This is a genomic window from Metabacillus sp. GQ13 (genome assembly GCF_059758525.1).
Map to the genome: position 1 here is coordinate 190,834 of NZ_JCAXET010000004.1, position 12,729 is coordinate 203,562.

The 12,729-nt window shown below is 38.0% G+C and carries 11 protein-coding genes; 10 read left to right on the forward strand and 1 reads right to left on the reverse strand.

What is annotated here, in order from left to right; genetic code table 11:
• Window positions 1-36: 36 nt before the first annotated feature.
• The 7 genes from AC6CHR_RS06330 to AC6CHR_RS06360 all read left to right on the forward strand — a co-directional run bounded on the left by AC6CHR_RS06330 (window position 37) and on the right by AC6CHR_RS06360 (window position 8,764).
• Window positions 37-2,472, forward strand: coding sequence for a heavy metal translocating P-type ATPase (locus AC6CHR_RS06330; protein ID WP_498247698.1), 2,436 nt, complete (start codon window positions 37-39; stop codon window positions 2,470-2,472).
• A gap of 180 nt (window positions 2,473-2,652) precedes the next feature.
• Window positions 2,653-3,270: a nitrite reductase gene (locus tag AC6CHR_RS06335; protein WP_498247700.1), complete on the forward strand. Its 618-nt coding sequence runs from the start codon at window positions 2,653-2,655 to the stop codon at window positions 3,268-3,270.
• Between the two features lie 95 nt (window positions 3,271-3,365).
• Window positions 3,366-4,799 carry an MFS transporter gene (locus AC6CHR_RS06340; protein ID WP_498247702.1) on the forward strand — a complete coding sequence of 478 codons (1,434 nt, stop codon included), beginning with the start codon at window positions 3,366-3,368 and terminating at the stop codon, window positions 4,797-4,799.
• 358 nt (window positions 4,800-5,157) lie between these two features.
• On the forward strand, window positions 5,158-6,147 hold the full coding sequence (locus AC6CHR_RS06345) for a tyrosine-type recombinase/integrase (RefSeq protein ID WP_498247704.1): 990 nt from the start codon (window positions 5,158-5,160) through the stop codon (window positions 6,145-6,147).
• A gap of 157 nt (window positions 6,148-6,304) precedes the next feature.
• Window positions 6,305-6,640 carry an ArsR/SmtB family transcription factor gene (locus tag AC6CHR_RS06350; protein WP_498247706.1) on the forward strand — a complete coding sequence of 112 codons (336 nt, stop codon included), beginning with the start codon at window positions 6,305-6,307 and terminating at the stop codon, window positions 6,638-6,640.
• 42 nt (window positions 6,641-6,682) lie between these two features.
• Window positions 6,683-7,681, forward strand: coding sequence for an NADP-dependent oxidoreductase (locus tag AC6CHR_RS06355; RefSeq protein ID WP_498247708.1), 999 nt, complete (start codon window positions 6,683-6,685; stop codon window positions 7,679-7,681).
• Window positions 7,682-8,638: 957 nt separating this feature from the next.
• On the forward strand, window positions 8,639-8,764 hold the full coding sequence (locus AC6CHR_RS06360; protein WP_498247709.1) for a hypothetical protein: 126 nt from the start codon (window positions 8,639-8,641) through the stop codon (window positions 8,762-8,764).
• A gap of 170 nt (window positions 8,765-8,934) precedes the next feature.
• On the opposite strand, the gene AC6CHR_RS06365 is transcribed toward AC6CHR_RS06360, so the two are convergent.
• A complete protein-coding gene (locus AC6CHR_RS06365; RefSeq protein ID WP_498247710.1) occupies window positions 8,935-9,759 on the reverse strand; it encodes a helix-turn-helix domain-containing protein in 825 nt (274 codons plus the stop codon).
• Between the two features lie 198 nt (window positions 9,760-9,957).
• Here AC6CHR_RS06365 and AC6CHR_RS06370 point away from each other — a divergent pair, with 198 nt between their 5' ends.
• The 3 genes from AC6CHR_RS06370 to AC6CHR_RS06380 all read left to right on the forward strand — a co-directional run bounded on the left by AC6CHR_RS06370 (window position 9,958) and on the right by AC6CHR_RS06380 (window position 12,590).
• Window positions 9,958-10,767, forward strand: a complete 810-nt coding sequence (locus AC6CHR_RS06370; protein WP_498247711.1) for a phytanoyl-CoA dioxygenase family protein — start codon at window positions 9,958-9,960, stop codon at window positions 10,765-10,767.
• A gap of 588 nt (window positions 10,768-11,355) precedes the next feature.
• On the forward strand, window positions 11,356-12,111 hold the full coding sequence (locus tag AC6CHR_RS06375; RefSeq protein WP_498247712.1) for an alpha/beta hydrolase family protein: 756 nt from the start codon (window positions 11,356-11,358) through the stop codon (window positions 12,109-12,111).
• A 209-nt stretch (window positions 12,112-12,320) separates the two neighbouring features.
• Window positions 12,321-12,590, forward strand: coding sequence for a hypothetical protein (locus AC6CHR_RS06380; protein WP_498247713.1), 270 nt, complete (start codon window positions 12,321-12,323; stop codon window positions 12,588-12,590).
• The last annotated feature ends 139 nt before the right edge of the window (window positions 12,591-12,729 follow it).

Consider the following 12,729-nt stretch of genomic DNA (forward strand, 5'->3'; position numbering starts at 1 on the left):
TACCCTATGCAGGTATAAGAAAGGTGTGACAGAATCATGAGTACTGAATCTAAAGCAGCAAGTAAGGTAAAAGAGGCGAGTATTCAAATTACAGGGATGACTTGTGCCGCTTGTGCGACCCGAATTGAAAAAGGGTTAAATAAAATGGAAGGTGTCGAGCAAGCATCTGTCAATTTAGCACTTGAAAAGTCATCTATTAAATATGACGCTTCAAAACTGAGTGAAGCTGATTTTGAAAATAAAATTGAAGCACTTGGCTATGGTGTTGTGAAACAAAAAGCAGAATTTGATATTACAGGAATGACTTGTGCCGCATGCGCAACGCGTATAGAGAAAGGCTTAAATAAAATTGAAGGTGTTGCAACTGCAAACGTTAATTTAGCGCTTGAAAAAGCTACGATTGAATTTAACCCTTCGGAAGTAACAATCGCTGACATTATTACGAAGGTTGAAAAGCTTGGTTACGGTGCACACCAAAAGCAAGAGGATAAAGAACAAGTTGACCATCGTGAAAAGCACATTAAAGATCAACAACGAAAGTTCATTATTTCAGCGATTTTATCGTTACCACTATTATGGACGATGGTAGGTCACTTTTCCTTTACATCGTTTTTATATGTACCAGAATTCTTAATGAATCCCTGGATACAACTGATCTTGGCAACACCGGTACAATTTATTATCGGGAAGCAGTTTTATGTTGGTGCATATAAAGCACTTCGTAATAAAAGTGCAAACATGGATGTACTCGTTGCCATGGGTACTTCAGCGGCCTATTTTTACAGTGTCTATCAATCGATTGTTACAGTGGGAACACACCACGGACCACATCTGTATTTTGAAACAAGTGCGGTATTGATTACACTTATCCTTTTAGGGAAATTATTTGAAGCAAAAGCAAAAGGTCGTTCATCTGAAGCAATTAAAAAGTTAATGGGGCTTCAAGCAAAGACAGCGATTGTTTTACATGATGGAATCGAAAAAGAAGTTCCGCTAGAAGAAGTCATGATTGGCGACACTCTTTTAGTGAAACCTGGTGAAAAAATTCCTGTTGATGGTGAGGTACTAGAAGGAACAACAGCTGTTGACGAATCCATGTTAACAGGTGAAAGCTTACCAGTCGATAAAAAACCTGGTGAGGTATTATATGGCTCAACAATTAATAAAAATGGCTTCATCAAAATGACAGCTACAAAAGTTGGTCGTGATACAGCATTAGCCCAAATCATTAAAGTTGTAGAAGATGCACAAGGCTCGAAAGCACCGATCCAACGTATGGCGGACCAAATTTCAGGTATTTTTGTTCCAATTGTAGTGGGGATTGCCATCCTTACCTTCCTAGTATGGATAATTTGGGTTCAACCTGGTGAGGTTACACCAGCACTTGAAGTGTTAATTGCAATCCTTGTTATTGCTTGTCCATGTGCACTTGGTTTAGCAACGCCGACCTCCATTATGGCTGGTTCCGGTCGTGCAGCTGAATTTGGGATTTTATTTAAAGGTGGGGAACATTTAGAACAAACCCAAGGGATTGATACAGTAGTCGTTGATAAAACAGGTACCGTCACACATGGTAAACCTGTACTAACGGATGTTTTAGTAGCAGATGGTCAAGATGAAGCGACATTATTGTCACTAATTGGGGCAGCCGAAAAACAATCTGAGCATCCACTTGCACAAGCAATAGTTGAAGGTATTCATGAAAAAGGCATTGAACTAGGGAATGTTCAATTCTTTGAAGCGATTCCAGGTTATGGGGTGCAAGCAACAGTTTCAGGTCAAGGAGTTGTCATCGGCACTCGAAAACTCATGCAGCAGTATGGTATTGATATTGAATCCGTTCTACCAACGATGGAAAAACTTGAGATGGATGGTAAAACAGCGATGTTAGCTGGAATTAATGGCAAATATGCAGGGCTCGTTGCAGTTGCGGATACCATTAAAGAAACCTCACGGGAAGCTGTACGCAGATTACAGGAAATGGGCATTAACGTAATCATGATGACAGGTGATAATGAACGTACTGCCCAAGCGATTGGTAAAGAGGTAGGTGTTGATGCAGTGATCGCGGAAGTGCTTCCTGAAGGGAAGGCAGAAGAAGTGAAAAAACTACAAGATCAAGGCAAAAAAGTGGCAATGGTCGGTGACGGTATAAATGATGCGCCAGCACTTGCTACTGCTAATATCGGTATGGCCATCGGTACAGGCACTGATGTGGCAATGGAAGCAGCTGATATTACTCTTATTCGTGGTGACCTCAACAGTATTGCTGATGCGATTTTAATGAGCCGTAAAACAATGCGCAATATTAAACAAAATTTATTCTGGGCTTTTGCCTATAACACGATAGGGATTCCAATTGCCGCAGTAGGATTGCTTGCACCATGGGTAGCGGGGGCAGCGATGGCATTTAGCTCAGTGTCGGTCGTTCTAAACGCATTGCGTTTACAAAGAGTGAAATTAGATAGATAAAAAAGTTGTTCAATCTTTTGAAACATCCTCAATCTATTAAACAAAATATAGTTTTAAATAAGGAAGTTATAGTAGAACTAGTTGATCTACCTGTCACTGTATATAGTGGCAGGTAGAATCTCGCTAGAAAATATACCTTACCAGCGTATGGTAGTTAATTGCGAAAGGGAGGGAATTTGTATGGCTGATGCCGGTAAAAAGATTAAGATTGCTATAAATGGAGGAATTGGTTTTGGAGCTAAACTAAACTCAAAACAACTGCTAACCATTTCAAAATATATGGATGAAGATGAGGAACTTGAGTTAACCACCTTCCAACAACTCTATCTAGAGATTACAGAAGATAAAAAAGAAGAAATCATGGAAGAATTTGAGCGTGTTGGATTAGCATGTTACCCAGTAGGGAGCTACGTGAAAAGCTTAAGAACCTGCAACTTTTGTAAAGGTGAAGAAGAAGAAGGAATGCCGGTAGCAAAAGAGCTAAATCGTCGTATTGCAGGAAAAGCTGTACCTTTTACCTTAAAAGTTGCTTATACAGGGTGCCCTGTCGGTTGTGGTGAACCGATGTTAAGCGACATCGGTGTGATGAAAATTAAAGACCATTACAATTTATATGTTGGAGGAAAAGCAAAAGGAAAAGATGCTGAGGTTGGTACTATGCTGAAGGAGAATCTAACAGAGGAAGAAATGTATGAAACAGTAGAAAAGATCATCGCTGCCTATTCAGAAATGGGTAAGAAACGGGAGCCACTTTTTAAGTTTTTGAAGCGATTAGGTAAAGATAAATTAACAAGTTAGGGTAGAATACCTGTCCTTAGTGGTGAAATTACCAAGCCAAGGAATTAAATCTACCTAATAAAAAATACATCTAAAAAATTGGAGGAGATTGTTTTATGTCAACACAATCACAGACGATTGCGCAACCTAATCCAATGCGTTGGAAAGCACTTGCTTTGGTAGCCTTTGCAAATTTCCTTGTCATGATGGATACCGCAATCATCCAGGTTGCCTTGCCGTCTATCAAAGAATCCCTAGGATATACGGAGGCAAACTTGCAATGGGTAATGAACGCATTTTTAATTTTATTCGGAGGGCTTTTGCTGTTGGGGGGAAGGCTGGCTGATTTATTTGGTCAACGACGAATTTTCATGTTTGGGGTTTCGATCCTTACGATCTCATCCTTATTCGCTGGGTTAGCTTGGAATGAAATGTTACTTAACATTTCACGAGCCGTCCAGGGTGCGGGTTCAGCCTTAATCGCACCTGCAGCACTTTCGATTATTATGATTTTGTTTAGTGCGAATAAAAAGGAAATGGGCAAGGCGCTTGCCATATGGGGGCTATCTGGTGCGGCGGGTGGATCCATAGGGATCGTTCTAGGAGGTGTCATTACCCAGTTGCTCAGCTGGAGGTGGACACTATTATTCTACGTTCCTGTTGGTATTCTTGTTTTGGTATTGTCGCCAAAAATCCTGGATAAAGGTAAAAGGAAAATGGGGCGTATCGATTATGCAGGTGCGATTTCTGTTACGGTAGCATTAATTTTGATTGTTTACGGGATCGTAACCGCAGAACATAAAGGTTGGCAAGCACTGTCTACTATACTGCCAATGATGATTGGAGCCCTATTGTTCATCATCTTTATCCTTATCCAATTGTATAGAAAAGAACCACTGATGCCACTTGGTATTTTTAGAACGCCAAACTTAGCAGCGGGGAACGTTGCGCTCATTATATTAGCGGTATCGTGGTTTCCTCTTATTTATTTCCTAATTCTTTACTTACAGCAGGTATTGGGATTTGAGCCTTTCATGGCCGCGATGGGTATGTTACCAGCACCGATTTTGATGGCAATATTCATGATTGTTCTAGCAGAAAAAGCAATGGCGAAGTTTGGTATGAAGGTTACTATGTTCGTCGGATTTATTATACTTGGTATTTCTGGTGTCATGTTTTCTGGAAATACAATTGAGGGTAACTATTGGAGTGATGTGTTCATCGCACTTCTTTTGGCCGCTCTTGGAAATGCACTTGCTTATTTACCAGCAACTACAGCAGCTGTATCGGAGGCTAAATCAGAAGAGTCAGGCCTTGCATCTGGTTTATATAACACCACATATCAAGTAGGATCGGCAGTAGGCTTAGCCATTCTGGTTTCCATTGCAGCTACAACAGCCAATGCAACTGCAGGGAACCAGATAGTCGCTCTAAACAATGGTTATCAACAAGCGTTTTTCTGGGGTGGGATTGTTGCATTTTTAGGTGCAATAGTGGCGCTTCTGTTTATCCGCTCACCAAAGCAAGTTAAAGAGAATGTTTCAAACTAATGCTATAAAAATTGACCATTTACTGTATCTCTAATGAGGGAGTTTGGTTAATATTTTAAAAAGGTTGTTCCTAATTTGGAGCAACCTTTTGTCTATGTGTATAAAAGGTTTGTGAAATAATGTACTTAAACTTTAGGGTGCTTATGTTGAACAAGAACAACTAATTACACAAAGTCATTTACTGCACAGTACAAGGATACTAGCTATAAACAACCATTTTGAGACAATTACCCCAAAAGTAATCGTCTCTTTCTTATTCAAAGGATCAAAAAAGCGGTTCATACTTACTCAGTTGGTATTTTTGGGTGTGTATAGGTAATCCTTAGTTACTAATAAGAACTAAGGAGAGCTGATTATTATGAATCTAGGTGAGCAAATATTATCAGATTTAGTTGGTGCTTTAAAAGATTTGTATCCTGATATTGAAGTGGAAAGTACAAAGAATAAATTATCTACTGTTCTATCAGAGTATTATTTTCAAAGAGTTGACTTAGGTGAGGTACATCCTGACCTTGAGGATAAAATACAATTGTTCATCTCGGCAAAAAAACTAGAAGGTTTAAGTTCTATTACTCAAGACAACTACCTCATGGAATTAAGTATGTTTGCTGATATTATAAAAAAGAAGGCTGAGGACATAGCTACAGCTGATGTTCGAATGTATTTAAGTCAAGATGGGACCTTAAAAATGAGCACAATTAGAAAGAAATTATCTGTTTTAAAGAGTTTTTTTAGTTGGTTAGCTTCAGAAGAATATATTAAACGTGATCCAACTACCAAATTAAAAGCTCCAAAAGATGAATACCGACTTCCAAAATCATTATCAATCGAAGAACTAGAAATGTTAAGAGAATCCTGCGATACAGTCCGGCAGCGTGCTTTTCTAGAAATATTGTATGCAACGGGTTGTAGATTGTCTGAAGTTCATGGATTAGATAAAGCTGATATCAATCTACAAAAAATGAGCACATTAGTTATTGGTAAAGGTGATAAACAAAGGGAAGTCTATTTTTCAATTAGAGCAATGTATCATTTAGGTAAATATATAAAAGGAAGAAATGACAATTGTGAAGCCTTGATGGTTACAGAGAGAAGACCTTATAGAAGATTATCTAAACGAGGAATACAAAGAGAAATAGATATAATCGCTCAAAAAGCAGGTTTACAAGACAAAGTAAGTCCCCATGTTTTAAGACACACTTTTGCTACTTTAACGTTAAATAATGGTGCTGAATTGGTTGCGATTCAAGAGCTCTTAGGTAATAGTTCACCTGATACGACACTAAGGTATGCAAAGATTACTCATGAGCGAAAGCGAGGGCAGGATAAAAAGTATCTGATTCAATAAGCTGCTGTTCATTTGACTCTTACTGTGTAACATAAATACTTCGTCTCGATTTGCTTTCTCAATATTGCACCTAACATAACAATGGTATATTGTTGTATTCAGTAATTTGGTTCATCAACTTAAACCATTAAACTAATTGTTGGAGGTATTTTACTGAATGAATAAACAGGACCAACTAAATATGATTAAAGAGGATTTTATTAACTGTCAAAAAGTACTATTAGCAATTGGTGATGAAACACGTCAATCGATCTTGTTAGTTCTTATGGGGACGGATTGTCAAACAGGATTACGTGTTGGTGAAATTACTGCTCAAACACATCTTTCTCGACCTGCCGTGTCCCATCACCTTAAAGTATTACGTGATGCTGGCGTTATTTTAATGCGTAAAGAAGGGACAAAAAACTTTTATTATATTAATGTAAGTTCAGAATTAGGTTTATTAAAAGCTCTAGTGCTGGATATTGATAAGTTCATGCAGAAATTTTATTGAAATAATGGAATATGAAACACACATTAATTGGAGGTAAAAACTATGAGAGCAATGATTATTGATAAATATGGGAAAGTGCCAATGCGTTTAGCAGAAATGCCCACACCTGAAATTGGTGAAAATGAGGTACTCGCAGAAATTCATGCAGCTAGTATTAATCCTGTTGATTTTAAGATACGCGATGGGAAAGTAAAATTGTTAGTTAAATATAAAATGCCTCTTATCTTAGGGAATGACTTTTCTGGTGTTGTTGCAAAGGTTGGCTCAAAAGTGACTCGTTTTAAAGTTGGTGACGAAATATATGCACGTCCACGTAAGAGTAAAATCGGTACTTTTGCTGAATATATCGCTATTCATGAAGATGACATCGCCTTACAACCTAAAAATTTGAGCTTTGAAGAAGCAGCCTCGATTCCACTGATTGGGCTAACCACCTATCAAGCCCTAACAGACATTTTGCAATTACAAAAGAAACAAAAGATTTTAATTCAAGCTGGGGCTGGTGGTGTTGGTACATTTGCTATTCAACTGGCAAAGTTAATGGGTGCCAATGTCGCAACAACTGCAAGTGACGCTGGTTCGAATTTAGTAAAATCGCTTGGTGCAGATGAAATAATAAATTACAAAACAGAGAAATTTGAAGAGAAACTGAAAAACTATGATGCAGTATTTGATACACTTGGTGGAGAGATCCTCGAAAAATCATTCAAAGTGATAAAAAGCGGAGGGAAAATTGTTTCCGTTTCGGGATTACCGAATGCCCGTTTTGGTAAAGCATATGGTTCGGGGTATTTTAAAACGTTGTTGTTTGCAGCAGCAAGTCATAAACTTACTACACTTGAAAAAAAGCATAACGCACAATATACATTTTTGTTTATGAAGCCGAGTGGAGAGCAATTACGTATAATCGCAAACTATATTGAGACTGGCAAAATAAAACCTATAATTGATAGAGTTTTGCCATTTGAAGATGCTCAAAAAGCGATGGAATATGCGGAATCTGGAAGGGCGAAAGGCAAAATAATATTAAAAATTAGATAGTTGTTAAACGATGCAAAAAATCAAACCTAACTTTAAAATTTTTAATGATTCTGTAAAAGTCACCCCCTTTTTAATCAATCTTTTTATTAAAATGAAGTCATTTTTATTGATGTTAAATATAAGGTTAGGGTAACATTTCTATCAATCTTTATTCTAAAGTAACAAATGACCTCTAATGAGGGGGGAATGGTGAAAAAGCATGACGAAAAACACCAGTTCTATTTGATGCACAGTACAAGAATACTGGTAATAGAATAAACGTCTAAGAGACGATTACGTTCAAAGTGATCATCTCTTCATATTTGACTCATACTGTGCAACAATTCCTTCTTTTGTGAATGAAAGTATGTAGAGTAAAGAGTTTGCTTATAGGTGATTAATCGCCAGGTTGTTGTTGGATAAAAGAAGGAACTGGTAGACAAAAAATAGAAATGGTAGAAGGGAAATAATTTAATAAATATTCTAATTAGATTAGGTGAGTAGACTATGGGGAGTATAAATCAAAATATAAATGAAGACATTTTTATTTATTTTGGAGAATTTGAAATAGTAATGAACTCTGAAAATAGTAAAGTAACTGGTGTTATATAATGATTTTATACACTCTATAACAAGAAGAGAAGATGAAAAGAAATATTTAATAAACTTGAAGCAATGTCTGGGGCTGGTAATGTTTTAACTCGTAAAGTTGTTATAACTTCCTATAGTAAATGAATTAGCTGAGGAAATGAAAGGACAAGCGACATGTGGTTAGTTCATCTAGACGAAGAACCTGAATTAGCTTCACCGTGCGGTATTATCAGAGCATCCGTACATTGATTTTGTTTAAGGATGGTAAGTTGGTAGATACGTTGCTTGGTATAATTTAATACCCGTTCTGTAAAAAAAATAGTAAAACTCAAAAAAATTAATCTATATCCTTAAAGAAACGGTAATCCATTCGAGAAGTCATTAAACATGACTCCAGTCGAAGTGTTAAAAGATGAAAGTGGAATAACTGGATTGAAAGTTAAAACAATTTATCAGGTAAAGAATAATTTATCCAATGTTGCTATTGGTTATCGCCCAAATACTGACTCCTAAATGAACAGATTGATAATAATGGATACATTAACTAAACCTGGTACAATTGATGCAAATATTCCTGGTGTATTTGCTTGAATGCAACAGTTCATCGATTGTTACTCTATCAAATAGGGTTTTGAAAACGACAAGTTCGCCAAGCGAGGCATTTATATCCCCTGTAAAATCAACTAATATGGGGGGTGCTTCTCTTTAGACCGGACACTTTTGCAGAATTCGCTTGGAGTTAGCCCTATATATTTGCGAAACTGCCGAGTAAAGTGGTTATAATTTTGAAAGCCTACCTTAAGGGCAGCTTCATTTGCATTTCGATTTGTATGTGCAAGAAGCAAGGCAGCCTGCTTAATACGCATTCTGTTAAGTGACTCCACAATCGATTCGCCAGTATTTTCTTTAAATAGATGCGACAATCTCGATGCGGAGAGCCCAACGCTGTGGGCCAGCTCCTCTACTCGGACCGTCTCATGCATTCGCTGGGCGAGCAAATAAAGCGTTTCTTCAATCCGCGGGTCAAATCCGCTGGTTTGCTGCTTTGCGAGCAGCATCAGGATCTCCCGCAGCCCACCTAAGCACATCTCGTGCCAATAAGCGCCTCGTTCTCGGGAGTCGGACAGAATACGGCAAAAAGCATTGTAGATGCGCTCCCTTACCGCTTGCTGCTCAACCTGACGAACGGTCAGCGGTTCGTGTGGCAATAGACTCACTTCCATGAATCCTCCAGTAAAATGCGCCCAAACAAAATGCCAACTTTTTCGTTTAGATGTGCCGTAACGATGGGGTGTTCCTGGCTTCAACAGTGTTACCTCTCCTGCTTTTACCCGCCGCTTGCAGTTGTCTGTCTCGAAGTAACCTTCACCTCCTAGCGTGTACGTGATAAGCCAGTCACTCATGCCGTCAGGCCGTAGAGTAGAATAAGTGTCGCTCTCATGAAAATGTCCGGCGATCACCATTCCGTAGGACAATCCGTCATAGTTGGAGGGGGTGTTCTGCTTCATGGAACTCATCCTTTTCTAAGTGTACTTTATCAAAAATAGTGTAGCTAAACTTACGGCGATGCACAAGTATCTTTTTTTAGAAATAGCAGAATCGTATGCAATGTTAGCATGATCGCTCCTTCATCTAATAGTCATTCCATCTATATAATAAGGATGTGGTAGATATCACATATAGTAGAATTAGGGGAGGATGAAGACATGGTGTATAACAATCAAGTGTTAAATGATGAGCAAAAGCGACAGTTTGAGATGGAAGGTTATTTAATAGTCAAAGGATTGTTTACAGAGGATCACCTGAAGGAGATTGACAGAACCTTTGAGGACATTAGCCTTCAGGTGATCCCAGGGCTTTTTGAGCCGGATTTGCAGCAGGAAATGAACGACCCGCTAAAGCGTTATCCGAGGGTTATGCATCCGCACCGGTTTAATGAAACAGCTAAACGGTATATGCTGCATCAACCGGTAATGGATGTACTTACTGATATATATGAGGAAGAACCGTTGGCAGCCCAAAGCATGTTCTATTATAAGCCTCCAGGAGCACGGGGACAGGCGCTTCATCAAGATAACTTTTACTTAAAGGTCGAGCCAGGCAACTGCATCGCCGCTTGGACTGCGATTGATCCGGCCGATGTGGAGAACGGCGGACTGCTAGTTGTGCCAAAGACGAGTACGTATGATATCGTATGTCCTGATTTTTCCGATTCCAATGAATCCTTCACTACACACTACGTTAAGCCACCGAAGGATCAGAAGGCAATTCCGGCAGTGATGGAGAGGGGAGATGTGATTTTTTTCAATGGGAATCTGATTCACGGCTCGTACCGCAATAAAACAAAAGATCGTTTCCGCCGCTCGTTCATTTGCCACTACGCTAACAGTTCGGCAACACGCATTGCCACTCATTATCGTCCTCTTTTCCGTGCAGACGGCACGCTGGTGGAACTTGAGAGCAATCCGAATGGAGGTCCGTGCGGCGTTGAGTACGATACACCATATTACCACTAAGCTTCAGCCTCGGCTTGAGGTGCTAATGCCTGGTGGGGGATGGACTGGTATTTCAAACGGCACTGGCAACGAATTGAGCATGGAGGAAAAGGTGCGGTACATCGCCGAAGTGCTTACGACGGCATTAACGGCATGCTACCGGAGGGCAAGGAGTCTGAACGATGGTATCCGGACCTTATGGGAACGTGTTTAAACAAAAAAGAGTACCTGTGATTATTAACAATCTATACAGGAAGTTGTTTTTTACAGAATTCACACCTTTTATGATAAAGATAATTAGTTTAATAACAAAATATAACTGATAAAATAACTCTTATAGCGATTCTTGGTTCAAGAATCGCTTGTTTTTTATGAAAATATGGATATATAATGTATACTTTCTAGCGCTTCCTAACGTTTATAAAGATGTCAGGCAAGGCATTAGCCTTTTTAAAATGATGACATTTTAGTTGCAGAAGAACTACCAACGGAATCTAGTTTAGATGATAAAATAATAAAGCGTAAAATAATATAAACTTCAGATTATTTTATATAATGGGATTAACAAGTTATGTCATTTAAATGTCTAAGACATGGAGGGATATAAAAATGAGCAGTTATCAAAAAGAAATTGTGAAGATTAAACATCATGGGAGGGAAATTTATGGTGTCTCTTACATGCCTATTAGTAAGAAAAAGTGCCCTGTCGTAATCTTCAGCCACGGTTTTAATGGAACAAATGTCGATTTTGCTATGAATAGTGACTATTTAGCAAAAAATGACGTGGGTGCATTTTGCTTCGATTTTTGTGGTGGTTCCATAAATTCAAAGAGTGACCTTAAGACTAATGAAATGTCGATATTTACAGAAAAAGAAGATTTGTGTGCTGTTGTTGATACCATAAAAAATTGGGAGAATGTTGACCCTGATAATATCTTTTTATTTGGAGGAAGTCAGGGAGGATTAGTATCAGCATTAGTAGCGGATGAATATGTAGAGGGAATTAAAGGACTCTTATTGCTATTTCCAGCGCTAGGTATTGCAGACGATTGGAATAAAAGGTTTCCAACACTTGCGAGTATACCTGATACACATGAGTTGTGGGGAGTTCGATTGGGTGGAATCTTTTTTAAATCGATTCACGAATATAATGTGTTCGACCATATTGGGGAATTCAATAAAAATGTTTTGATTTTTCATGGAGATCAGGATGAAATTGTCTCTCTTGAATATGGGAAGAGGGCAGAAATGTTATATCCGCATGCTAAAATTGAAGTGTTTCGAGGAGAGGGTCATGGTTTTTCAGAAGCTGGTAATAAAAGAGTCGCTGAAATGACTTATGAATTTGTAAAAACAATTATTTAACCCTGCTAGTCAATATTCAAATGAACTATTTTTATAAGGAACATATGCTTATATATAGCATGGCTTTACTTTTAATTACGGAAGTATAATTTGAGTACATAGAAAATTATTTTAGAACATTAAGTGAAATTCACTTTTGATAGAAAATTGTACTAAAACAGTTTAATATGATACAACCTATAAAGAGTTAATTATAGGAGGTTATTCAAATGAATGAAATTAAAGAGCTATTATCTAGAGCAATGAAGACGAATAAAGAAATAATAAAAGGCGAGCAATTTAGCGTTGAGGCACAACTAAAAGGATCAGATGATCATATAAACCTTTATGCAAATGGTGCCGTCATTGGTGTATATGATGCAGATGATCAAGACTTAAATATACTCAATTTTGACCATAAGAAAGATGTTTTGTTCTTTGGTGAATGTCTAGAAGAAGAAGGTATGGAAGTGTACATAGATGAGAGCTTAATGGATTGACACTCTTTATAGAGTGTTTTTCTCTTTAAAATTCCCATACGAACTAATTTTTTATTATACTCAATCTCCCTTACGCATAATTAGAAAAAGCCACTCTCAAATTGAATGGCTTTTTGTGTTTGTGCATTTAATTATCGGA

What these genes read in the sequence shown, in the direction of transcription:
- AC6CHR_RS06345 (WP_498247704.1), top strand. Translation starts at nt 5,158, where the DNA reads ATGAATCTAGGTGAGCAAATATTATCAGATTTAGTTGGTGCTTTAAAA.
- AC6CHR_RS06355 (WP_498247708.1), top strand. Translation starts at nt 6,683, where the DNA reads ATGAGAGCAATGATTATTGATAAATATGGGAAAGTGCCAATGCGTTTA.
- AC6CHR_RS06330 (WP_498247698.1), top strand. Translation starts at nt 37, where the DNA reads ATGAGTACTGAATCTAAAGCAGCAAGTAAGGTAAAAGAGGCGAGTATT.
- AC6CHR_RS06375 (WP_498247712.1), top strand. Translation starts at nt 11,356, where the DNA reads ATGAGCAGTTATCAAAAAGAAATTGTGAAGATTAAACATCATGGGAGG.
- AC6CHR_RS06380 (WP_498247713.1), top strand. Translation starts at nt 12,321, where the DNA reads ATGAATGAAATTAAAGAGCTATTATCTAGAGCAATGAAGACGAATAAA.
- AC6CHR_RS06370 (WP_498247711.1), top strand. Translation starts at nt 9,958, where the DNA reads ATGGTGTATAACAATCAAGTGTTAAATGATGAGCAAAAGCGACAGTTT.
- AC6CHR_RS06365 (WP_498247710.1), bottom strand. Translation starts at nt 9,759, where the DNA reads ATGAAGCAGAACACCCCCTCCAACTATGACGGATTGTCCTACGGAATG.
- AC6CHR_RS06360 (WP_498247709.1), top strand. Translation starts at nt 8,639, where the DNA reads ATGACTCCAGTCGAAGTGTTAAAAGATGAAAGTGGAATAACTGGATTG.
- AC6CHR_RS06350 (WP_498247706.1), top strand. Translation starts at nt 6,305, where the DNA reads ATGAATAAACAGGACCAACTAAATATGATTAAAGAGGATTTTATTAAC.
- AC6CHR_RS06340 (WP_498247702.1), top strand. Translation starts at nt 3,366, where the DNA reads ATGTCAACACAATCACAGACGATTGCGCAACCTAATCCAATGCGTTGG.
- AC6CHR_RS06335 (WP_498247700.1), top strand. Translation starts at nt 2,653, where the DNA reads ATGGCTGATGCCGGTAAAAAGATTAAGATTGCTATAAATGGAGGAATT.